The sequence below is a fragment of the Cyanobium sp. HWJ4-Hawea genome (assembly GCF_024345815.1).
Lineage (GTDB): Bacteria > Cyanobacteriota > Cyanobacteriia > PCC-6307 > Cyanobiaceae > Cyanobium_A.
In genome coordinates this window covers 1-21,240 of sequence record NZ_JAGQBV010000001.1, presented here as the reverse complement: position 1 = coordinate 21,240, position 21,240 = coordinate 1, and the positions used below count along the sequence as shown (strand labels likewise).

24 protein-coding genes and 1 tRNA gene are annotated in these 21,240 nt (G+C 63.6%); 12 read left to right on the top strand and 13 right to left on the bottom strand.

From position 1 onward, the window contains the following. The first annotated feature begins 26 nt into the window (after window positions 1–26). Window positions 27–710 carry a riboflavin synthase gene (locus KBY58_RS00125; protein WP_255002279.1) on the top strand — a complete coding sequence of 228 codons (684 nt, stop codon included), beginning with the start codon at window positions 27–29 and terminating at the stop codon, window positions 708–710. A 49-nt stretch (window positions 711–759) separates the two neighbouring features. Further along, window positions 760–1,335: an HdeD family acid-resistance protein gene (locus KBY58_RS00120; RefSeq protein WP_254932898.1), complete on the top strand. Its 576-nt coding sequence runs from the start codon at window positions 760–762 to the stop codon at window positions 1,333–1,335. On the opposite strand, the gene KBY58_RS00115 is transcribed toward KBY58_RS00120, so the two are convergent. Then, window positions 1,332–1,691: an AbrB family transcriptional regulator gene (locus KBY58_RS00115; protein WP_254932899.1), complete on the bottom strand. Its 360-nt coding sequence runs from the start codon at window positions 1,689–1,691 to the stop codon at window positions 1,332–1,334. The genes KBY58_RS00120 and KBY58_RS00115 overlap by 4 nt on opposite strands. A gap of 188 nt (window positions 1,692–1,879) precedes the next feature. On the opposite strand from KBY58_RS00115, the gene KBY58_RS00110 reads away from it, so the two are divergent. The 5 genes from KBY58_RS00110 to KBY58_RS00090 are packed head-to-tail and all read left to right on the top strand — an operon-like array spanning window position 1,880 to window position 6,448. Beyond that, window positions 1,880–2,803 carry a COX15/CtaA family protein gene (locus KBY58_RS00110; protein ID WP_255002159.1) on the top strand — a complete coding sequence of 308 codons (924 nt, stop codon included), beginning with the start codon at window positions 1,880–1,882 and terminating at the stop codon, window positions 2,801–2,803. Further along, entirely contained in the window at window positions 2,796–3,785 is a 990-nt protein-coding gene (locus KBY58_RS00105) for a heme o synthase (RefSeq protein WP_255002158.1), read from the top strand. Before KBY58_RS00110 ends, KBY58_RS00105 begins: the two co-directional genes overlap by 8 nt. A 57-nt stretch (window positions 3,786–3,842) precedes the next feature. Next, complete coding sequence (locus tag KBY58_RS00100) at window positions 3,843–4,862, top strand: ATP-binding cassette domain-containing protein (protein ID WP_254932902.1); 1,020 nt, start codon at window positions 3,843–3,845, stop codon at window positions 4,860–4,862. Continuing rightward, a complete protein-coding gene (locus KBY58_RS00095) occupies window positions 4,862–5,728 on the top strand; it encodes an ABC transporter permease (RefSeq protein WP_255002157.1) in 867 nt (288 codons plus the stop codon). The genes KBY58_RS00100 and KBY58_RS00095 overlap by 1 nt, the downstream gene beginning before the upstream one ends. A 42-nt stretch (window positions 5,729–5,770) precedes the next feature. After that, the gene (locus KBY58_RS00090) at window positions 5,771–6,448 is read left to right on the top strand and encodes an N-acetylmannosamine-6-phosphate 2-epimerase (RefSeq protein WP_255002156.1); all 678 of its coding nucleotides are present in this window, start codon (window positions 5,771–5,773) and stop codon (window positions 6,446–6,448) included. Window positions 6,449–6,460: 12 nt separating this feature from the next. Here the strand turns inward: KBY58_RS00090 and groL are convergent, their stop codons facing one another. Next, the gene (gene groL / locus KBY58_RS00085) at window positions 6,461–8,131 is read right to left on the bottom strand and encodes a chaperonin GroEL (protein ID WP_255002155.1); all 1,671 of its coding nucleotides are present in this window, start codon (window positions 8,129–8,131) and stop codon (window positions 6,461–6,463) included. 114 nt (window positions 8,132–8,245) lie between these two features. Between groL and KBY58_RS00080 the strand changes: the two genes are divergently transcribed. Then, the gene (locus KBY58_RS00080; RefSeq protein ID WP_255002289.1) at window positions 8,246–8,515 is read left to right on the top strand and encodes a hypothetical protein; all 270 of its coding nucleotides are present in this window, start codon (window positions 8,246–8,248) and stop codon (window positions 8,513–8,515) included. A 15-nt stretch (window positions 8,516–8,530) separates the two neighbouring features. On the opposite strand, the gene fabG is transcribed toward KBY58_RS00080, so the two are convergent. After that, a complete protein-coding gene (gene fabG, locus KBY58_RS00075) occupies window positions 8,531–9,283 on the bottom strand; it encodes a 3-oxoacyl-[acyl-carrier-protein] reductase (RefSeq protein WP_255002154.1) in 753 nt (250 codons plus the stop codon). 50 nt (window positions 9,284–9,333) lie between these two features. Further along, window positions 9,334–10,215: a lipopolysaccharide heptosyltransferase family protein gene (locus KBY58_RS00070; RefSeq protein ID WP_315858005.1), complete on the bottom strand. Its 882-nt coding sequence runs from the start codon at window positions 10,213–10,215 to the stop codon at window positions 9,334–9,336. A 29-nt stretch (window positions 10,216–10,244) separates the two neighbouring features. Between KBY58_RS00070 and ispD the strand changes: the two genes are divergently transcribed. After that, entirely contained in the window at window positions 10,245–10,925 is a 681-nt protein-coding gene (gene ispD / locus KBY58_RS00065; RefSeq protein ID WP_255002277.1) for a 2-C-methyl-D-erythritol 4-phosphate cytidylyltransferase, read from the top strand. A 3-nt stretch (window positions 10,926–10,928) separates the two neighbouring features. On the opposite strand, the gene KBY58_RS00060 is transcribed toward ispD, so the two are convergent. Further along, a complete protein-coding gene (locus tag KBY58_RS00060) occupies window positions 10,929–11,849 on the bottom strand; it encodes an LD-carboxypeptidase (RefSeq protein WP_255002153.1) in 921 nt (306 codons plus the stop codon). After that, window positions 11,849–12,763, bottom strand: a complete 915-nt coding sequence (locus tag KBY58_RS00055) for a 4-hydroxybenzoate polyprenyltransferase (protein ID WP_255002152.1) — start codon at window positions 12,761–12,763, stop codon at window positions 11,849–11,851. Before KBY58_RS00055 ends, KBY58_RS00060 begins: the two co-directional genes overlap by 1 nt. Before the next feature lie 95 nt (window positions 12,764–12,858). On the opposite strand from KBY58_RS00055, the gene KBY58_RS00050 reads away from it, so the two are divergent. After that, window positions 12,859–14,493 carry a Ppx/GppA phosphatase family protein gene (locus KBY58_RS00050; RefSeq protein ID WP_255002151.1) on the top strand — a complete coding sequence of 545 codons (1,635 nt, stop codon included), beginning with the start codon at window positions 12,859–12,861 and terminating at the stop codon, window positions 14,491–14,493. Here KBY58_RS00050 and KBY58_RS00045 read toward each other — a convergent pair. Both KBY58_RS00045 and KBY58_RS00040 read right to left on the bottom strand, forming a co-directional pair. Continuing rightward, window positions 14,474–15,310, bottom strand: coding sequence for a helix-turn-helix domain-containing protein (locus tag KBY58_RS00045; protein WP_255002150.1), 837 nt, complete (start codon window positions 15,308–15,310; stop codon window positions 14,474–14,476). The two genes, KBY58_RS00050 and KBY58_RS00045, sit on opposite strands and share 20 nt — an antisense overlap. 140 nt (window positions 15,311–15,450) lie before the next feature. Continuing rightward, window positions 15,451–15,522 (bottom strand) — tRNA-Val (locus KBY58_RS00040). A 72-nt stretch (window positions 15,523–15,594) separates the two neighbouring features. Between KBY58_RS00040 and KBY58_RS00035 the strand changes: the two genes are divergently transcribed. Further along, window positions 15,595–17,037 (top strand): FAD-dependent oxidoreductase, encoded by a 1,443-nt coding sequence (locus KBY58_RS00035; RefSeq protein ID WP_255002148.1) that lies wholly within the window; start codon window positions 15,595–15,597, stop codon window positions 17,035–17,037. On the opposite strand, the gene cobM is transcribed toward KBY58_RS00035, so the two are convergent. The 4 genes from cobM to petC are packed head-to-tail and all read right to left on the bottom strand — an operon-like array spanning window position 17,034 to window position 20,171. Continuing rightward, a complete protein-coding gene (cobM, locus tag KBY58_RS00030; RefSeq protein ID WP_255002147.1) occupies window positions 17,034–17,798 on the bottom strand; it encodes a precorrin-4 C(11)-methyltransferase in 765 nt (254 codons plus the stop codon). The genes KBY58_RS00035 and cobM overlap by 4 nt on opposite strands. Beyond that, window positions 17,795–18,652 carry a prolipoprotein diacylglyceryl transferase gene (gene lgt / locus KBY58_RS00025; RefSeq protein ID WP_409995692.1) on the bottom strand — a complete coding sequence of 286 codons (858 nt, stop codon included), beginning with the start codon at window positions 18,650–18,652 and terminating at the stop codon, window positions 17,795–17,797. Before lgt ends, cobM begins: the two co-directional genes overlap by 4 nt. After that, window positions 18,652–19,584, bottom strand: a complete 933-nt coding sequence (gene petA / locus KBY58_RS00020) for a cytochrome f (protein ID WP_255002276.1) — start codon at window positions 19,582–19,584, stop codon at window positions 18,652–18,654. Before petA ends, lgt begins: the two co-directional genes overlap by 1 nt. A 38-nt stretch (window positions 19,585–19,622) precedes the next feature. Next, the gene (gene petC / locus KBY58_RS00015) at window positions 19,623–20,171 is read right to left on the bottom strand and encodes a cytochrome b6-f complex iron-sulfur subunit (protein WP_255002144.1); all 549 of its coding nucleotides are present in this window, start codon (window positions 20,169–20,171) and stop codon (window positions 19,623–19,625) included. Between the two features lie 98 nt (window positions 20,172–20,269). Here petC and KBY58_RS00010 point away from each other — a divergent pair, with 98 nt between their 5' ends. Then, window positions 20,270–20,680, top strand: a complete 411-nt coding sequence (locus KBY58_RS00010; RefSeq protein ID WP_255002141.1) for a DUF3067 family protein — start codon at window positions 20,270–20,272, stop codon at window positions 20,678–20,680. Here KBY58_RS00010 and tatC read toward each other — a convergent pair. Next, on the bottom strand, window positions 20,677–21,240 hold a 564-nt coding region (tatC, locus tag KBY58_RS00005), incomplete at its 5' end, for a twin-arginine translocase subunit TatC (RefSeq protein WP_255002140.1). The genes KBY58_RS00010 and tatC overlap by 4 nt on opposite strands.

Sequence of the window (21,240 nt, the reverse complement as noted above, 5' to 3'; positions counted from 1 at the left end):
CTGTGGTGGCTGTACACCGGGAGCGGATGTTTACCGGGTTGGTCCAGGCCACTGGCCGCATTGAGCAGGCCCCCTCGGGGGTGCGCCTGCGCTGGTCTGCGGATCCCAGCCTGGCTGGGGTTACGCCATGGATGCCCCAAAACCTGGCCCTAGGCGACAGCGTGGCCGTGGATGGGGTGTGCCTCACCGTGGCGGAATGCCTGGTCGATGGCTTTCGGGCCGATGTGAGCCCCGAAACCCTTGGCCGCTCCACCTTGGCCGCCAAGGCGGCAGCCGGGGATTGGGTGAATTTGGAGCCGGCCCTGCGCCTGGCGGATCGGCTGGGGGGCCACCTGGTAAGCGGCCATGTCGATGGCCTTGGGCAGGTGCGGGCGATTCGCCCCGAGGCCAATGCCTGGCGCCTTGAGCTGCAGTGGCAAGACCCCGCCTACGGCCGCTACATCTGCGAGAAGGCCAGTGTGGCGGTCGACGGCATCAGCCTCACCGTGGCCGGTTGTGAGCCGGGTGGCAGTTGTTTCTGGATCGCGGTCATTCCCCACACCTGGGGGACAACCACCCTCCAGCAGTTGCGTCCGGGTTCCTGGGTGAACCTGGAGGCCGATCTCCTGGCCAAGTACACCGAGAGGCTGCTGAACGCAGGCGCTGCCAGCGGATCAGGGCCAAACCAGCTGGATTCCCATTGGATGGCAGAACACGGCTGGACTGCCTAATTTGCAGCCAGATCAACCCCAGCTGGCATCCGCCAGCGAGTAATCCACCATGACCTCCAGCTTCTGGAATCCCAACGCCAACACCCTGAGGGCCTTCACCCTTTTTGAGGGGGTTTTGATGGTGGTGTTGGGGGTGCTTGCCCTGATTTTTCCGATGGTGGCCTCGCTCTGGGCCACGGCGGTAATTGCGGTGGCCTTTTTGGTGGGTGGAATTGTCGGCTGGATTAACAACCTGCTGCGGGCCAAATCCCTGCGCCGTTGGGTCACCTTTTGGCGCCTGGTGGTTTCAACGGTGTTTTTGGTGGCGGGTGTCTCGATGTTTCAGCAGCTCAGTGGGGGCCAGCAGGATGCCGCCATACCGGTGATCTCCCTGGCCCTGGCCGTGGGCATTGTCTTCCTGGTGGAGGGGGGCGTGGCTGCGGTCGTTTCCCTAACCCATCGGGAAATAAAGGGTTGGGGCTGGGGACTGGTCAATGGCCTGGTCACCCTGATCCTGGGCGCATTGATCTTGAGCCTGCCGCTGCCTGGCATCTTGAGTGTGCTGGGCATCCTGGTGGGGGTGAGCTTTCTGTTCAGCGGCATTGACCTGCTGAGCTTCAGCGCCAGTTTTCACCCCGAGGATTAATTGGCCTCGCCTTCTTCGAGGGGCAGCAACCAAATAGCACCGGTTTCTTTGTGCAGTTCGATTTTGAACTCCATGCCCGGCTCCAGGCCCATGCGGCGGGTGTAGGCATTGCCAATCATCAAGTTGCCATTGCCGTGAACCCTGGTGTGGAAATCGGCCTGGCGCCCTTTGCCTAACCCCTGGGCCCCATGGCTGGCCGGCAGGGCATAGCCCTTGGCCGCCACCAGGGCGCGATAAAAACTTTTTTTCAACACCCTTCCACTGGGCCCTACGTATCCACATCCCCGGGCAATTTGATCCTCCGGGCGATTGCTCAGGGAGCGGGCTCGATCCAGTAGGGCTTGACCTTCAAGCATGACTTCTAGATCGTCCTCAATGGCGATTCTGGAGATAGGCAGATTGTGCCCAGCTGAACTCGTGATCTGCAAGGGCTGAAGTTGTTGTTTTGCTTAAACATTCATCAGCAGTGAATTGTGCGCAAATGCCCATCCATGATTTGGTTTTATCTGCTTAGCCTGGCGCCAACTTCTGGAAGGTAACTGCCATGGTCGGGTCCACCCGTCCCGATCTCAGGCTCCAGGAACGCCTTGCCTTGATGGCCGCCCACCTAGTGGTCGCCCTGGTTGCCCTGGTAGTTATTGGTGGAGCCACCCGGGTGATGGAAGCCGGGTTGGCATGCCCCGATTGGCCCCTCTGCTACGGCCGCTTTTTGCCGGGTCAGCAGATGAACCTCCAGGTGTTCCTGGAGTGGTTCCACCGCCTGGATGCCTTTGTGGTGGGTGTTGCCCTGCTGGTGCTGACTGGAGTCAGTGCCCTCTGGCGCCAATCCTTACCCCGCTGGTTGCCCTGGGTGGCCGCAGGCTCCCTCCTATTGGTGGCGGTCCAGGGGGCCCTTGGAGCCCTCACGGTCAGCCAGCTGCTGGCGGCTCCCTTGGTCACCGCCCACCTGGCAACGGCCCTGTTGCTGGTGGCCCTGGTCAGCGGCCTATACCAGCGCCTCGCCCTCGCTGGAGCCGAAACGGAAAGCAGTTCCGGCCCGGCACCGCGCTGGTGGCAGGCCCTGGCCTTTGGCTCGCTCTTATTAGTGGTGGGCCAATGCGTGCTGGGTGGCTCGATGGCTAGCCAGTGGGCGGCCCAGCAGTGCCTCAGCAGTGGCGACGGCTGTCGGTGGTTGCTGGCCCATCGCCAGGGGGCCGCACCTGCAGCTGCTGCTGTTGCCACCTTGGCCCTCAGCTCCCTGCTCCTGCCCGCCCACCAGAGCCAGGGAAGGGGTCTTGCCCTTGGCGCCCTAGCCCTGGTTGTCGCCCAGGTGGCTTTGGGGGTGGCCGTGCTGCGCCACCAGCTGATGCTGCCCGGGATCACCATCGCCCACCAGCTGGTGGCTGCCCTGTTGGTGGCCCTGCTGGCCTCGGCCCTGGCCCGCAGCTATGGCCGGCCCCAAGCAAATTTGGAGTGGGCCCATGGTTAGCGCCAACATCGCTGCAGTTCCCGGGGTAAGCCCTGCCCCGGCCATTCGCCCCTCGGTCAAGCTGCCCGCCTGGCTTGAGGTGGCTAAGCCGCGCCTAATCCCCCTGCTGTTGGCCAGCACCCTGGGGGGTATGGCGGTCAGTGGGGAGGGTTGGCTTGATGCCAGCACAATTTTCTGCACCCTCCTGGGCGGGGCCCTCGCCTCTGCCGCCGCAGGAGTTCTCAATTGCCTCTGGGAACAGGACCTCGATGGGCGCATGCAGCGCACCAGTCGCCGGGCCCTGCCCTCGGGGCGCCTGGCCCAAAGGAAGGCCTTTGGCCTGGCCATCGCCCTGACGGTTCTCTCCGTAGTGGTGCTGGTGCTTGGCGTAAATGCCCTGGCGGCCAGCCTTGCCCTGCTGGGCCTTTGCAGCTATGTGCTGCTCTACACCGCCCTGCTTAAGCCCCGCACCCGCCAAAACATCGTGGTGGGGGGAGTTGCCGGGGCAATCCCGCCCCTGGTGGGGGCGGCCGCAGCCACCGGCCACCTGGGTTGGGCCAGTTGGTGGCTGTTTGCCCTAATCATGGTTTGGACTCCGGCCCACTTTTGGTCTTTAGCCCTCCTGCTCAAGGAGGACTACCGCTCCGTGGGCATTCCGATGTTGCCTGTGGTCAAAGGGGTGGTGGTCACGACCCGGGCGATTTGGCATTACTCGATCGCCACCGTGGTTTTGAGCCTGCTGGGGATTTGGGCCGTTCCCGGGGGTGGAATTCTCTACGGGCTTTTGGTGCTTCCATTTAATGGTCGCCTGCTTCAGCTTGCGGCCAGCCTGCGGCAGGAGCCAACCGATCCCCAGAGGGCTAAGGCGATGTTCCGGTGGTCGATCTTTTACCTCTTTGGGATCTGCCTGCTGCTGTTGATGGCCCATTCCCCCCAGGCGGCCCTAGTCAGCTGGAAAGGCATCACCACGGCCCTGTTGGGCCTTCCTACATTGGGCGGCTGAAGCAGTTTTGATCGTCCAGATGGCCATAGATCAGATGCTGCTTGAGGGGGTGGCCCGGTGATTGAACTGCAGCAGCTCACCAGGCATTACGCCGCCGCAAAGGGGGCGAAGGTTCGGGCCCTAGATGGCCTTTCGCTTGAGGTGCCAGCCGGCAGTTTGTTTGGCCTGTTGGGTCCGAATGGGGCGGGCAAAACCACCGCCATCCGGATCCTCTGCACCCTGCTGGCCCCAGATAGCGGCCAGGTTCGGGTGGCAGGGATTGATGCCCTTGCCCAGCCCCGGGCCGTGCGCCGTTTGCTTGGCTATGTGGCCCAGGAGGTGGCGATCGACAAGATCCTTACCGGTAGGGAACTGCTGCAACTCCAGGGTGACCTTTATCACCTGAACGCGGCCCAGCGCGATCGCCGCATGGCAGAGCTGATTGAGCTTTTGACCATGGGCGACTGGATTGATCGCCGTTGCGGCACCTATTCCGGCGGCATGCGCCGGCGCCTCGACCTGGCGGCCGGCTTGCTGCACAGCCCCAAGGTGCTGGTGCTGGATGAGCCCACAGTGGGCCTTGATATCGAGAGTCGCGCGGCGATTTGGCAGGTGCTTAGGCAGCTGCGTGATGGCGGCACCACCGTGGTCTTGAGCAGCCACTACCTCGAGGAGGTGGATGCCCTCGCCGACCACCTGGCGATTATCGAAGCGGGCCGGGTGATTGCCGAGGGGGCGCCCGCGACCCTTAAGGCGGCCCTCGGTGGCGATCGCCTCACCCTGCGGGTGAGGGAATTCAGCGATGCTGGGGAGGCGGCCCAGGTGCAGGTGCTGCTGCAGGGCTGCTCCGGAGTGCGCCAGGTGGTTGTCAACCAGTCCCAGGGCTACTCCCTAAACCTGGTGATTGAGCACGACAGCGTGGTTGACCAACTGCGTCGCCAATTAGAAGCGGCCAACTTGCCGATCTTTGCCCTGGCCCAGAGTCGGCCGAGTCTGGATGATGTCTATCTTCAGGCCACGGGCCGCACCTTGATGGATGCGGAATTGGCCGTCGCCGGGATTCGCGATCCCAAGGCCGAACGCAAAGCGAGCATGTGATGACCAGCGCCACTCCTCCCATTACCGCCAGCGCTCCGGCTCCCGTTGCCGAGCCCTCCGCCTTTGCGGAGATCAGCCAAGAAACCTTGGCGCTGACAAAAAGGCTGTTTGTCCAACTCCAGCGCCGCCCCTCAACTCTGGTGGCCGGGGTTTTGCAGCCCCTGATTTGGTTGATACTTTTTGGTGCCCTCTTTGCCAAGGCGCCCCAGGGACTTTTGCCTGGGGGGGGTAGCTATGGCCGCTTCCTGGGGGCCGGGGTGATTGTGTTTACGGCCTTTAGCGGGGCCCTCAACGCCGGCCTGCCAGTGATGTTCGATCGCGAGTTTGGTTTCCTGAACCGGCTCCTGGTGGCGCCCCTGCGCTCCCGCAGCTCGATCGTGCTCGCTTCGGTGCTCTACATCACTTCCCTAAGCCTGGTGCAGAGCCTGGCAATCATGGGCACCGCCGCTGTTTTGGGCTACGGCTGGCCCGGGGGGATCGGTTTGCTTTTGGTGGTGGTCACCCTGCTGCTTCTGGTTTTCACCTTCACGGCCTTGAGTTTGGGTTTGGCCTTTGCCCTGCCAGGCCACATCGAAATGATTGCGGTGATCTTTGTGGCAAACCTGCCCCTGCTGTTTGCCAGCACCGCCCTGGCGCCCCTTTCGTTCATGCCCAGCTGGCTGGCCTGGCTCGCCTCGCTCAACCCCCTCACCTTTGCCATTGAACCGATTCGGGCCGCCTATGCGGGAAATTTCTCCCTGGGTGCGGTGGTGCTCGAAGCACCCTATGGATCACTAACGGCCGGCACCTGCTTGGCAGTTCTAGCGATTTTGTCGGCAGGGCTTTTCCTCTTGATTCGCCCCCTGTTGGATCGCAAGCTCAGCTGATATTTCAAGCTCAGCAACAAGCCAAGCTCACCTAAAAAAGCAATGAAGCCCAAAGGATTGATTGTTTCGGTGCAGGCACCCGAGGGTTCGCCCATGCGCGATCCCCACGTGATTGCCGCCATGGCAGAGGCGAGCCTGCGCCATGGCGCTTCGGGTGTGCGGTTGGAGAGCCCGGAGCACATCGGGGCCGTACGGCGCCGCTGCCCCCAGGCCCTGATCGTGGGCCTCTGGAAACGGACCTACCCGCAAAGCTCTGTCTACATCACGCCCAGCTGGCAAGAGATTCAGGCGGTCTGGGCTGCTGGGGCGGATGTGATTGCCATCGATGCCACCGACCGGGACCGTCCAGGTGGCGAAGCTCTGGCCGCCCTGGTGGGCCGTGCCACCCGGGAGTTGGGGGCGGTGGTGATGGCTGATGTAGATAGCGTGGCCAATGGTTTACGGGCCGCAGAGCTGGGTTGCCAGTGGGTGGGTACCACCCTGTTTGGCTACACCGAAGCCACAGCTGGCCAGAAACCACCCGGCTGGGATTTGATCGGTGAACTGCGTTCCCGGCTGCCGGCTGATGTCGGTTTGATCTGCGAAGGCGGCATCGCCTCAGCAGACCAGGCAAAACAAGCCCTCAGCCTGGGGGCAGATGCGGTGGTGGTGGGTACGGCCATCACCGGCGTCGACCTGCAGGTAATGGCCTATCTGGCCCGGCTAGCGGAAGCTGCCTAGCTGCCTAGGGGATCACATCATCCCGGGCATGCCCATGCCACCCATGCCACCCATGCCACCCATTCCGCCCATACCTCCCATGCCGCCCATGTCACCGCCGGCGGGGGCTGGGGGTTCGGGCTTGTCGGCGATCACCGCTTCGGTGGTGATCAGCAGCGAGGCAATCGAAACGGCATCCTGCAGGGCGAGTCGCACCACCTTGGCCGCATCGAGGATGCCAGCGGCGAGTAGGTCTTCGTAGGCGCCGGTGAGGGCGTTGAAGCCCTTGCCCAGGCGCTGGATTTCCGCGGCCACCACGGCGCCATCGGCACCGGCATTGGCGGCAATTTGACGCACCGGAGCGGCGAGGGCACTCTGCAGGATTTCCACGCCAGTGCGCTCATCGCCGTGGCATTCGGATTTGAGGGTTTCCAGGCCCGCCGCCAGTTCCAGCAGGGTGCAGCCACCGCCGGCAATGATTCCCTCCTCCACCGCCGCCCGGGTGGCATTGAGGGCATCATCGATGCGCAGTTTGCGGTTTTTTAGTTCCGTTTCGGTGGGGGCACCGACCTTGATCACGGCCACACCGCCGGCCATTTTGGCGATCCGCTCCTGCAACTTTTCGCGGTCGTAGTCGGAATCTGTGTTGTCGAGTTCGCGGCGAACCGCTGCCACCCGATCAGCTACGGCCGCCTGGTGGTCACCGGTGGCCACGATGGTGGTGCTGTCCTTGGTGATCGTGATCCGGCGGGCTTTGCCGAGGTCGTTTAGGTCGACTTTGTCGAGGGTCATCGCCTTGTCTTCGCTGACCAGGGTGGCGCCGGTGAGGATGGCGATGTCGGCCAACATGGCCTTGCGGCGCTCACCAAAACCTGGGGCCCGCACAGCAGCAACCTGCAACACACCCCGGTTCTTGTTCACCACCAAGGTGGCCAGGGCTTCGCCCTCCACATCTTCCGAGAGGATCAGTAATGGTTTGCCGGTCTTTGAGACCGCTTCGAGAACGGGCACCAAATCAGCCACAGAACTGATCTTGCGATCGGTTAACAGCAGTAGGGCGTTGTCAAAAATGCATTCGCGCCGCTCCTGGTCCGTCACGAAATAGGGGGAGCTGTAGCCCCGATCGAAGGCCATGCCCTCGGTGATTTCCAGCTCAGTGGCAAGGGAATTGGATTCCTCGACAGTGATTACGCCGTCGGCGCTCACCTTGGCCATCGCCTCGGCGATCATCCGGCCAATTTCTTCATCGTTGCCGGAGCTCACCGAGGCCACCTGGCGAATCGCGTCGCCGGCCACGGCCTGGGAGCGCTCAGCAATGCCAGCCACCACCTGGGCCAGGGCCTTTTCCATGCCCCGCTTCACGCCCACGGGGTTGGCGCCGGCGGCAATGTTTTTCATGCCCTCATGCACCAGGGCCTGGGCCAAAACGGTGGCGGTGGTGGTGCCGTCCCCGGCCTTGTCCTTGGTGCGGCTGGCCACCTGCTGGATCAACTTGGCGCCGAGGTTTTCAAAGGGATCCTCCAGCTCGATCTCCTTGGCGATCGTCACCCCGTCATTGACGATCTCAGGGGCGCCGAATTTTTTTTCCAGCACCACGTTGCGGCCCTTCGGACCAATGGTGACCTTCACGGCGTCGGCGAGGGCATTGACGCCACGCTCCAGGGCTGCGCGGGAGGCATCCGAGAAGCTGATCAACTTGGCCATGAAGAATTCGAACGTGTCTGATCTATCTCCCCAGGCTCCCACAAATGGCTGCTGCCAGGCATCCTTTAGCCGGTGGTGATAGCCGAATCAAGGTAGGGTCTGGCAATGGATGACATGCTCCAAACAGCCTTCGAGTCGGCCTTGGAAACCGCCATCCAAAGTGCGGATGAAACCGCTGGCTTGGCAACGGTTTCGGGCGCCAACGCCTTTGTATTCGTATTGATTGCGGGCTTGGGCGCGGTGATGGCCCTGGTCTATCTGCCCCTCAGGCTCTTCCTCACGATCACGGCTAGAAGCCGGCGGTTGAAATTGCTTCAGCGGATCAGGCGGCTGCGCGATGACCTGGCCCAACCGGCGGTGAAAGGTGAATCCGCCCCGAGCTGAGATCCGATCCCCTGATCAGCGCATCACCATCCCGCCATCGACCTGGAGCACCTGGCCAGTCATGTAGGCGGCGGCTGGATCGGCGGCCAGGAAGCGCACCGCGCTCGCCACCTCTTGCGGCGTGCCCATCCGGCCCAAGGGGATTGCCTTGAGGATGGGTTCCCGATCGAGTTCAGCGGTCATGTCGCTGTCGATGAAGCCCGGTGCCACGGCGTTGACGGTTACCCCACGACCGGAAAACTCGGCAGCGCAACTGCGGGTGAAGCCGATTAGGCCGGCCTTGCTGGCGCTGTAGTTGGCCTGGCCAGGGTTGCCCATCAAGGCCACCACGGAGGTGATGTTGATGATTCGGCCAGAACGGGCCTTCAGCATCGAGCGGCTAACGGCGCGGGTGCAGAGGAAAACGCCGGTGAGATTAAGGTCGAGCACGCTCTGCCAGTCCGCGGTTTTCATGCGCATCAGCAGGCCGTCTCGGGTGATGCCGGCGTTATTGACCAACACATCGAGCCTGCCTGACCGATCCAGCAAGGTTTTGATCAGGTCTTCCACCTGGGCTTCGTCGGCCACATTGGCCCGGTGACTCCAGGCCTTGCCGCCGGCCCCAACGATGGCCTCGACCACGGCATCGGCGGCCTCTGGCGAGTTGGCGTAGTTGACCACCACCTCGGCCCCCTCGGCGGCCAGGGCAATGGCAATGGCCCGGCCGATGCCGCGGCTGGCTCCGGTTACTAGGGCTACTTGGCCGTTAAGGGAGTTGGAGGTGCCCATCGAAGCGGTTCGGCGCAGGCCTGGGGGTATGGCCTGATCGTATTTGGCCCCTAGCCCAAGCCCAGGGCCGCCATCACCTCGGCGATCCCGAGCTCCTTGAGCTGGCCCGGCAGGCCCAGGGCCTGGAGCCCAGGCCGTTGGGGCAGGGTTTCGGCGGCCCGGCCCAGGGCGACCAGGGGTAGGCCGAGCAGCAGGGCCCACTCGATCACCGCTGGATCGCTGGCTAGCACCACATCCGCATTGGCTATCAGGGCGGCCCGCTGCAAGGCACCGGTGCCAGCGCCAGTGGGTTCGAGCACCCGCAGGTTCGCCAATTTGGCCCGGATCTGCTGGGGCAAGGCTTGCCATTGGTCCAGGGGCCAATCCTGGCCATCTCCGGCGGGGGCCAGCAGCAGGGCGGGGCCATCCCCGGCTGGCAGGGCTTTGGCAGCCGCTTGGAGCTCGGCCTTGGGCAGGGCTAGTCGATAGCTCTGGGCATCCAGATGCACCCCCACTGGCTTGAGGAAGGCCTCCCAGTCCTGGTTTGGCCAGGGGTTGGCGCTGGGCTTGACCTGGGCCGTAGCCGAAAAACCCTTGAGCGCCACCCGGGTGGGGATGTGGCTCATCGACAGCATCAAGTCAACCTGGCGGCCCTGGGCCCGGTTAACGCAGAGCTGAAAATCGGGCTCCCGCACCGTACCCAGCAGGTTGGCCCAGTCGGCGAGGGTGGCCTCTTCAAACGGGAAGGCGACGACCTTTTCCACCGCCGGCTGCAGTTTCCAGAGGGCCAGGCTTGCCGCCTGACAAACCACATGGACCTGGGCCTTGAGTTGTTCGGCAACGGCCGCAACAGCGGCAAAGGCCTGCAGTTGCTGGGCGTTGCCCCCGGGAATTAGAAACAGGGCACGCATTGTCGTGGCATTGGCACGGCGGCCTGATTGTATGGAGGCCATTCGATTTAGCCCGTAGCTCGGAGTTGCTTGTGCATTTGCTGATCGTTGCCGCAGGGAGTGGACGCCGCATGGGGGCCGCCGGCAACAAGCTTTTGCTGCCGGTTGCGGGCCGACCGGTGCTGGCCTGGACCCTGGATGCGGCCCTGGCCTGCGCAGCGATTAGTTGGATCGGCCTGGTGGGTCAACCGGCCGATGCCGCTGAAATCACGGCGATCTTGGCGCTGGCCGAGCCGGCCATACCGGTGCGCTGGATTGTCGGCGGTGCAACCCGCCAGGAATCGGTGAGCAGGGGTTTGGCTGCCCTGCCCGCAGAAGCTGGGGGGGTGCTTATCCACGATGGGGCCCGCTGCCTGGTGGATCCGGAGCTGCTGGCCCGTTGCGCTGCGGCCGTGCAGCAGGGCCTCTCGGTGATTGCGGCTACGCCCGTCACCGACACGATCAAGCAGGTGGATGGGGCGGGCGCGATCACGGCCACCCCCGATCGCAGCCAGCTCTGGGCGGCCCAGACGCCCCAGGGGTTTCCGGTGCAGGAACTGCGCCAGGCCCATGCCACCGCCACGGCCCAGGGCTGGAGTGTCACCGACGATGCGGCCCTATTTGAACGCCTGGGCCTGCCGGTGCAGGTGTTGGAGGCACCCCCTTCCAACATCAAACTCACCACTCCCTTCGATCTGACCATTGCCGAAGCCGTGTTGGCAGAGCGCCCCTGAGGTTCAGGGGTGCTGCTGAAAATCAGGCAGCTGCAGCAGGCCCCTGTCGCCATCTAAAACCGCCCGTACCCCCAGGGGTAGGGCTGCGTTGGCATCGCCATGGCCCACCTTTAAGCCCGCCACCACTGGGATTGCCAGGTCTGCGGTGCGTTCTCGCAACACCTCCTCCAGGCTGAAGCTGGAGACGGCGGCACCGTCGCTATCTCCCTCCCCGTCGCAGCCCCTAAAGCTGCCCAGGCCCATGCCGGCCAATTGCTGCAGGGCTCCCGTAAGGCGCCAGTGGGTCAGCATTCGATCGATCCGATAGGGGGCCTCGCCCACGTCCTCCAGCACCAGGATTGCGCCCCTTAGTTCGGGGAGGTGGGCGGTGCCAAGCAGGTGGGTGGCCACCGTCAGGTTTGCCACCAGGAGGGGGCCTGCGGCGCAGCCGCCCCGCCAGCCCTGCCCCTGCAGATCCTCGAGCGGTTCACCGAAGAGCAGGCGGCGTAGCCGCTCCTGGCTCCAGCTTGGCTCCGCGGCCAGGGTGGTGAGCAGGGGGCCATGGATTGCGCCCCGGCCTTGTTGGGCCAGTTGGGCCCAGAGCAGGGAGGTGACATCCGAAAAGCCCAGTAGCCAGGCTTGGGGAAGGTCCAGGGGCTGCTCCAGCAGCCTGGCCGAACCCCAGCCGCCCCGGATGCAGGCAAGCAGGGATGCCCCATTTGCAGAGGGAATTTTTAGGTCGCTGGCGCGCTCGTCATCGCGGCCCGCCAGGTATCCCCAGCTCCGCAGGGGCCGGCGCTCTACCAGGAGCCCCCAGCTTTCCAAGATGGCAATGCCGGCCTCGAGACGCTCGATGGCCCCTTGCCCCTCCAGGCAGGAGCTGGCAGCCACCAGGTCGACCCGATCGCCGGCCTGCAGGGGCTTTGGCAGGGCAAGGTTTTGCATCAGGCCCTCCCTACAACCAGGGCTAGCAGCAGTAGCCCGCCGAGTTGCACCTGGCGGCTGAAATGCTGGCCGTAAATGCTCCTCGGCAGCTCTGCTGGCCGCAGGGCCCAGGCCTCTTTTTGCATCGCCCCAGTGGCCAGCAGCCACAGGGGCCAGAACGGCCAACCCACGCCGGCAAGCCAGGCGGCAAGGGCGAGGCCCAGGCAGGCAAGCAGGTAGCAGGCGGCCACGGCCCCGGGCGCCCGGCCCCCCAGGCTCAAGGCACTGCTGCGCACCCCCAGGCGATGGTCGTCCTGCCGGTCGGCCATTGCATAGACGGTGTCAAAGCCAAAGGTCCATAGGGCTGTGGCTAGCCAGGTGAGCGCCAACACCCAGCTGCCTGTGATCGAGCCGCCGATTGAGCTTGTAATCGAGCCGGTGGCGGCCGCCCAAGGGATCAGCACCGCAAAGCCCCAGCAAAGGGCCAGCACGGCCTGGGGGTAGGGGAACCAGCGTTTTGCCGATGGGTAAAGCAATACCGGCGGCAGGCTGGCCACCGCCAGCCAAAGGCAGGGCCAGCGGTGCTGGGACGGCAGCAGCAGCACCACCAGTAGGGCCAGGGCCAGGGCTATCACCAGTAGGCCTGCCGCCTCGGAGCTTTTAAGACGACCATCGGCCAGGGGGCGCCCCTTGGTGCGCTCCACCAGGGGGTCAATGCCTCGATCCCAGAGATCGTTGGCGATGCAGCCGGCCCCACTAACGGCCAAGCCCCCCAGCACCATCAACAGCACCAGCCCCGCGGACGGTGGCGCGTTTGGGGTGAGCCAGAGGCTCCAACCGGCAGGAATCAACAAAATCAGCCGCCCACTGGGCTTATGCCAGCGCAGCAGCTCAAGACAGGCCTTCAGTCGGGCGGAGAAGGGGGAGACAGCCATTGGAGCGCACCTTAAATCTGCTGGGGGATGGAAATCAGCTGGTTGAGGGTTCCACAGGTGGCAAACTGACCCGGCCCGTGGTTTGCCACGTCCCCATGGTTCAGGACCTATCCAAGCCATGGCCAGGTCGGCGGCGCGTCGCGGCCATTGATATCGGCACCAACTCGATTCACCTGTTGGTGGCTGAGGTCGACCTGGAGCTGCGCAGCTTTTCCGTGGTGCTGGCGGAGAAGGCCACCACCCGCCTGGGGGAGCGGGATCCCGTGAGCGGCGAATTGAGCGCCGATGCAATTGAGCGGGCCTTCCGCACCCTGCGCCACGACCGCGACCTGGCCCTCAGCCATGGGGTGGAGCAGATCGTCACGGCCGCCACCAGTGCGGTGCGCGAAGCCCCCAATGGCCGTGATTTCCTAGTGGCCCTCCAGGAAAAGCTCGACCTGGATGTGGATCTGGTCAGCGGTCCGGAGGAGGCGCGCCTGATCTATCTCGGGGTGCTTTCCGGCATGACCCTGGGGGATCAGCCCCACCTGATTCTTGATATCGGCGGCGGTTCCACGGAATTGGTCTTGGCCGACGGCGGCGATGCCAGGGTTCTGACCAGCACCCGCATCGGTGCGGTTCGGCTGCAGAGGGAGTTCTGCCGCCAGGATCCCCTGCCCCCTGCCCAGCAGTCTTTTTTGAAGGCCTACATCCAAGGGTCCCTGGATCCGGCCGTGGCCCAGGCCCGCGCCGCCATTAAGCCTGGGGAGCGGCCCAAGATGGTGGCCACCAGTGGCACGGCGATGGCCCTGGCGGCCCTGGCGGCGGCTGAGGAGGAGAGGCCCCCCCTGAAACTCCAGGGCTACCGGCTCGACAAGGCCCGCATCGACCAGTTACTTGCCAGGTTGCTGCAGATGGGCCCGGAGCAACGCAAGGCCCTGACCGCCATCAACGATCGGCGGGCCGAAATCATCGTGCCAGGGGCCCTGATCCTCCAAACCGCCATGGAGATGCTGCAGGTGCAGGAGTTGGTGGTTTGTGATCGGGCCCTGCGCGAGGGGTTGATTGTGGATTGGATGCTGCGCAATCAGCTGCTGGGGGATCGCTTTTCCTTCCAGAGCACCATTCGCGAGCGCACGGTGATCCACCTGGCCCAAAGTTTTGGGGTGGATCGCAGCCGGGCCGACCGGGTGGCCGCCTTTGCCCTCAGCCTCTACGACCAAACCCGGGGTCTCCTCCACGAGGACGGCGGTGAAGGCCGCCAGCTGCTTTGGGCTGCGGCCCAACTGCACACCTGTGGCAAGAGCATCAACATCGCCGCTTATCACAAACACACCTGGTACTTGATCCGCCATGGGGAGCTTTTGGGCTACAGCGAGATGGAGCATTTGATGGTGGCGGCCATCGCCCGATACCACCGCCGGGGCCTGCCCAAAAAGCGCCATGAGTCTTGGCTGGTGATTGAGGGCCGGGATCAACGTCGCTGCGTGGCGGCGATGGGACTGCTGCTCCGTTTGGCCGCTGCCCTAGACAGGCGTCCCGCAGCGGTAATTGAGCGGATAACCGTTGCTGCGGATAGGGATGCGGGCCCCAAGGAGCCACCCACTGGCTTCACCATTTCCCTGGAGGAAAGCGCAGAGTTGGCCGCAGATCCCCAGGGCGACCTAAGCCTGGAGTGCTGGAGCCTGCTCTCTTGCCACGCCGTGGTCCAGGAGGCCTGTGGCCTGGAACTCAGGGTGTTGGGGGCTTAGCTGGAGTGGCCTGAAGCTTGGCCTGGGTTGGGGCAAAGGTTTGCCACCGGATTTGTTTGACCGTGCCAAGGGGCTTGGCCGGGCCGTTGCCCCGCTGAACCAGCACCAAATCCGGCCGGCCGGCCAGCACCCGAATTCCTGCGGCCAGGGGAAAAGCTCGCCGGCCCTGGAAGGCCCCCCTAAACAGCCGCTTGCCCGTGGTGGTTTTCACCTCCAGCCAGCTGCCCTCATTGCTGATCAACACCAGTTGCTTGGCTTGGCTGGTCTCGATGGCCAGGGCGGCTGCCCGCTTGGCTTGCTCGAGCCGGGCTTTTTTAAGCGACGCTTCCCGGGCAATGGCCTGCTGGCGCAGCAATTGTTGTTGGGTTTGCCATTGCTGCCAAAGCAAGGTGCCACCGGTTGCCAGCCCTGCGATCAGGGCCAGGCTGGCGATGGTTCGAAGGCCAGGCCAAAGGCTCCCACTGGATTTGGTTTGGCTTTTTGCTTTGGGGCCAGGTTCGGCTGGGCTGGTTGGGGGCTCCTCCTGTTCGATGCCCCGCGCTTGGAATTTGAGTTGGTTGAGGTTGATTTTTGGAGCGCTAAATTCAGTAAATTGGCGCAGGGAAGTTACTTCCTCGTCAATAGAAATTTCTAGGCGACTGGCCAGCCGGCGGGCCTGGGCGATCACAAAAACAGCTTCCGGAAGATGCTCCAGATCACCGGCTTCCAGGGCCCCAAGTTGCTCCACCCCCATGTTCAGCTGCGATGCCAGGGCTGCCTGGCTGAGGCCCCGGGCTTCCCGGGCTTGGCTCAGCCGCTGGCCAAGGGCTTGAAGCACAGGGATTACTGGGCTATCCACAGGGGAAATTTCTAAGGGAAGCGAGGGTTTCGCTGGAATTTATCGAGGCCAATTGTGCCCCATGGGGGAGCAGTTGCCCAGGCCTTGAGCAGGCTTGTGGCAGCAGGGATTGTCAAAAATGGGCGATACTGGACTCGAACCAGTGACCCCTTCCGTGTGAAGGAAGTGCGCTACCGCTGTGCTAATCGCCCTTGCCTAGGCAGCTTAAGGCACCACCCCCCTGCCCCCGATCGGCGACCATGGGGTCAGATTCTCGGATTGATTTGAGCGTCGCAGCCCCTGCCCCTGCCCCGGCCCCCTCCCTGGCGGATGGGGACCAGGTTGATGTGTTGATTGTGGGGGGTGGGGTTTGCGGCACGGCCCTGTTGTTTGAGCTGGCCCGCTACACCGACCTGGGCCGCATTGCCCTGGTGGAGCGCTACGACCAACTGGCCCAGGTGAATTCCAAGGCCACTAACAACAGCCAGACGATCCACTGCGGCGACATCGAGACCAACTACACCCTGGAAAAGGCCCTGCGGGTTAAGCGCACCGCCGAAATGATCGTGCACTACGCCGATCTGCTCGAACCCGAGATCCGGAATCGCTGCGTGTTTCGCACCCCCAAGATGGTGCTCGGTGTGGGCGAGCAGGAATGCGGCTTCCTGCGGGAGCGCTTCAACCACTTTTCCCCCCACTTCCCAGCCATGGAGCTGCTGGAGAAGGGGGAAATTGCCGAATGGGAGCCCCAGGTTGCCCTGGTGAATGGGGCCCTGCGGCCCGAGCCCCTGTTGGCCATTGGGATTCGACGTACCTACACCGCCGTGGATTACGAAGCCCTTTCGGAATCCTTTGTCGAGCAGGCCCAGGCGGCCGTGTCCCAATCGGTGGAGGGGGGCAAATCGGTGGAGGGGGGAGCCGATCGCCAGCTCCGCATTCAAATGGGCACGAAGGTGGAGCTAATTGAGCAGGAGGGCGATGGCTTCCGGGTCCAGATTCGACCCACCAAGGGGGGGGCATCCCGCCAACTTTTTGCCCGCCATGTGGTGGTCAATGCCGGCGCCCACAGCCTGTTGATGGCCCAGCAGATGGGCTACGGCCTGGAGTATTCCTGCCTGCCGGTGGCGGGCAGTTTTTACTTCACCCCCGACCTCCTCAAGGGCAAGGTTTACACCGTTCAAAACGACAAGCTGCCCTTTGCCGCCATCCATGGTGACCCAGATGTGCGGGCACCCGGCAAGACCCGCTTTGGGCCCACGGCCCTTTTGCTCCCCCAGCTCGAGCGCTACAAGGCGGCCTCCTTCTGGGAATTTTTAAAGGTGCTGCGCCTGGATTGGGCGGTTTTTAGCGTTTTTTGGCAGCTTTTTCGCATTGCCGATATCCGCAACTACATCTTTAAAAATCTGCTGTTTGAAGTTCCCTGGCTAAGGCGCTTTTTGTTCCTGGCCGATGCCCGCAAAATCGTGCCTGGCATGGCCCTTGCTGACCTCAGCTTTGCGGAGGGCTACGGAGGGGTGCGCCCCCAGCTGATCAACAAGACCAGCCGCCAATTGATGTTGGGCGAAGCCAGCATTCGCCCCCTGCCGGGGCTGGTCTTCAATGTGACCCCCTCGCCGGGTGGCACCTGTTGCCTGGGCAATGCGGCTACCGATGTGGAGGCGATTGCGGAGCGTTTGGGCTGCTCCTTCGACCAGCAGGCCCTGGCCCGGGAGCTCTACGGGACCTAGGCCCCGCCTCGAAACAGGTGGTTGTGGCTGGCGGAGTAGAGCTTGGAGCGGGCTTCCCCAGGGGGATTAAGGGCGGGACTAACCACGTAGAGCGTGGTGCGGATTAGTTGGCGTTCCTGGCTGACCCGGGCCATCTCAGCTAGGGGCACCACCGTGAGCCATTGGTCGGGCCAGCTCACCCGATAGCCGATTGCTACGGGCGTTTCGGCGGGATAGTGGCGCAGCAGTTCGGCCTGCACCTCCTCCACATGGCGGGCGCTTAGGTAGAGGCAGAGGGAAGCGCGCAGGGCCGCCAACCTGGCCAGGGATTCGCTTTCCGGTACGCCGGTGCGGCCCCCCGCCCGGCTGAGCACGATCGTTTGGACCAGCCCCGGGATGGTTAGTTCGCTCTGCAGGGATGCGGCGGTTGCCTGATAGGCGCTGATGCCTGGCACCACCTCAACGCCGATATCGGCATCGGCAAGACGGCAAATTTGCTCGGCCATGGCGCCGTATAGGCAGGGATCACCGTCGTGCAGGCGCACCACGTTTTTGCCGGCGGCTGCCCGCTCCAGCACGGCGGCCATCACCTCTTCCAGGGTGAGGGTGCTGGTTCGGATTTGCTCGCAACCTGCCGGGGCCATGGCGGCAATTTGGGGATTCACCAGGGAGTCGGTCCAGACCAATACATCGGCTTGGGCGATGGCGGCCGCTGCCCGCAGGGTGAGTAGGTCGGGTGCGCCAGGGCCGGCGCCCACAATCCATACCTTGGAAGAGCTCAATTCGTTACTCCACTGGGATCGGGTAAGGGCCTCTTCTGGCCATAGAGCCGCCAGAGCCCCAGGCTGCCCAGGGCGATCAAGGCCAGGCTCACCAGTTGGGCCATCCTCACCCCACCGGCGCAGAAGGGGGGGGTGGAAAAAAGGCAAAGGGGATCGATGCGCAATCCCTCAATCCAGACCCGGCCGGCGCTGTAGGCAATCAAATAAACGCAGCTCACCGCCCCAGCCGGCAATTGAATCCGGTCCTTTTTTGCCAGGCGAAATAGTTGGAGGAGCAGCAGGAAAACGCCGATATTCCAGATTGATTCGTAGAGGAAGGTGGGGTGGAAGGTGCTGTTATTCCAGAAGCCAGCATTGCGGGCAATGGCTGGGGCGATGGTCAGCTTCCAGGGCAGGTTTGTGGGCAGACCAAACGCCTCTGAATTGAAGAAATTTCCCCAGCGGCCAATTGCCTGGCCCAACACCACCGCCGGCAGTAAGACATCCAGCAAAGACCAAAAGGGCAACTTGCGCCAGCGACAAAACAGGACCGTGGCCAAGCTGCCGCCGATCAGGGCACCGTGGATGGCAATGCCCCCGCGCCAAATGGCCAGGGCAGAAAGCCAGTCGCCGCTATAGAGCCGCCACTCCAGCAGCACGTAGTAGATCCTTGCCCCTAAAACAGCCCCCAACACCAGTAGGGGCAATAGGTCGGCAATTTGGGCGGGATCAATTGATCTCTGCTTCGCCAGGCGGCTAGCTACTGCCAATCCCACCAGCACCGCCAGGGCAATTAGCAGGCCATACCAGCGCAAGGAAAATGGGCCCAGCTGGAAAACCAGGGGCCCCGGGGAAGTAAAAGCCAGGGCTGGGATCAAATGCCCTCAGCGGCTTGAACTTTCTCCACCTGGCGTTTCTTGAGCACCAGCATGATTTGGGCCAGGGCAATCGCGGCGAAGAAGGCCAGTAGGCCGTAGATGCGCACGGGGTTTTGCAGGACGATCTCGGCATCTAGTTGGCCGAAGCCACCCACGTTCGGATCGTTGGTTAGGGGAGCTCCTGCCGCCACCACATCGCCGATGGCGACGGTGATGGAGGGGCCAGCGGGGACTGTTTCGCTTGCCTTGCTGCCGTCATCGGCAGTTATCTCGACAACCGATGCACCGTTGTCGCCAGCGGTGATGGCCGAAACCTTGCCGGCAGCAGTGGCGGTGAAGACGCCGTTGTTGGACTTCTCGCCGGTGGGATACACCTGGCCCCGGCCCCGGTTACCGCCTACGTGCAGTTGGTACTTACCAAAGCTGATGGCGCTGTTGGTGGAGGGATCGGGAGAGAGGATCGGGAAGACAATTTCCTGGTGCTGGTCCCCAGGCAGGGGGCCCACCAGCAGGATGTTGGGCTGGTCGTCGGAGTATTGGGTGTAATAAACCCCAGCGGTTTCTTCCTTCAGCTCGTCGCTAAGGCGGTCCTGGGGAGCAAGGGTGAATCCGTCGGGCAGCATCACCACTGCACCAACGTTTAGGCCGGCGAGGCTGCCATCACCGGAGACCTGCTGGACGGAGGTGTCATAGGGGATCTCCACCACAGCCTTGAAGACCGTATCGGGGAAGACGGCCTGGGGAACTTCCACATGGGTGGCTTTCTTGGCCAGGTGGCAGTTGGCGCAGACCAGTTTGCCGGTGGCTTCCCTGGGGCTGTCGTAGTTCTGCTGGGCCCAGAAGGGGTATGCCCAGCTGGGGGTGGCGCCGGTCAGGAGCACGGCGAAGCCGAGCAGGGATCCGAGCAGGAAAGAGAGGTTGCGACGTATCACGGTGGTCAGGCGGGCGGATGGGGATTGGCTAGGGATCAGGCCCACCAGGGCTTGTCACCGTTCCGGAAGTCGGTTTCGGTCCACTGGCTCAAAAAGACGTTGTCGTTCTCAACCGAGACATGGGCCAGGGCCAGGGAGAGAGGAGCAGGCCCCCTCACCACCTTGCCGGTGGCGTCGTATTGGGATCCATGGCAGGGGCACATGAACTTGTTGGCCCCACTGTTCCAGGGCACCACGCAGCCCAGGTGTGTGCAGATGGCGTTGATCCCGTAGCTGCCGATGGCATCGGAGCCTTCCACGATCAGGTAGGTGGGATCACCCTTGAGGCCCTGCACCAGATTGCGGTCGCCCTCCTTGTGGGTGCTCAGCCAACCGGTGGCCGTAACGCTGTTGCCGAGTTCGTCCTTGGCGGTGGTGCCACCGCCACCCCCGGCAGCCTTGGGGGGGATGAAGTAGTTGACCACTGGGTAGAGCGCCCCAAGGGCAACGCCAGTGACCGACCCGAAGGTCAGCAGGTTCATGAACTGGCGACGACCCATTCCGGGCACATCACCGTTCGAAGCGCTCGCTGGCATCTGGGTCATACGGGGCGGCTTGGGGGCCACAGCAACGTGGTATCCATTATGAACCTTGCCCCAGCGGCCCCGGTGGCTGAAACAGCTGTTGGGCTGATGGCTGAAACATGCTGTTGTGCAATTGCCGGGCGATTGCCCCTAGCCCCTTGCCCCCATTTGGCCCAGCCATCCCCTTTGAGGGTTCGCAAGAGCGGTCCGAAAGCCCCCTTTCGGTGGCTGAGCTGCTCGCAGTTCTGCGCCAGCGCTGGCAGCGCAGCTACGACCTCCAGCTGGTGCAGCGCCGGGGGCGCTTCTACTTCCAGGTGATGTGGGCCTACCTCGAGCAGCAGTCGTTTCCGATGGCCGAGGCGGCCTACCTGGCCAAGCTCGAGGAGCTGGTGGGTCTGCTCAATGGCCTGGGGGTGGCCGACCAGGTGCGCCATTGGCTCTGCACCACTTCAGACAAGCCGCGATTGGGTCGCGCCATGAACCTGCCCCTGGAAATTGACCCGGGGCGGGCCAGCGAATTTGTGATTTAGCTGCTGGCGCTTGATTTGAACCTCTCGGCCATCGCCACGAGGCCCACCCCGATCAGGAAGAGGGCCGTGATTGCCCCCGAGAGCAGCAGCATTGTGACTGGATCGGTCGAGGGGGTCAGTACGGCTCCGGCAATGGCTGCCACCACCACCACCCAGCGCCAGGCCGCCAGCATCGCCCGCGCCTTGATCAGGCCCAGGGCCCCAAGCAAAAGCTGCAACACCGGCAACTGAAAGGCCAGGGCGGTGGCCACCATCAGCAGCAGCACAAAATCCAGATAGCGCTCAATTGACCAACTGGGCTCCACCACATCGGCCCCGTACTCGACCAAAAAGGCCAGGGCCGCGGGCACAAGGGCCCACCAGGCAAAGGCCAGGCCTGCCGCAAATAGCAGGGCTGAGCCGGCCACTGCTGGCGCCACCAGGCGCCGCTCCCGACTGGTCAGCCCCGGCAGGACAAAGGCCAGCACTTCGTAGAGCACGTAGGGCAGGGCAATCGTCAGCCCCGCGTAGCCAGCCACCTTGATCGACACAAACAGAAATTCGCCTGGGGCCAGCTGGAG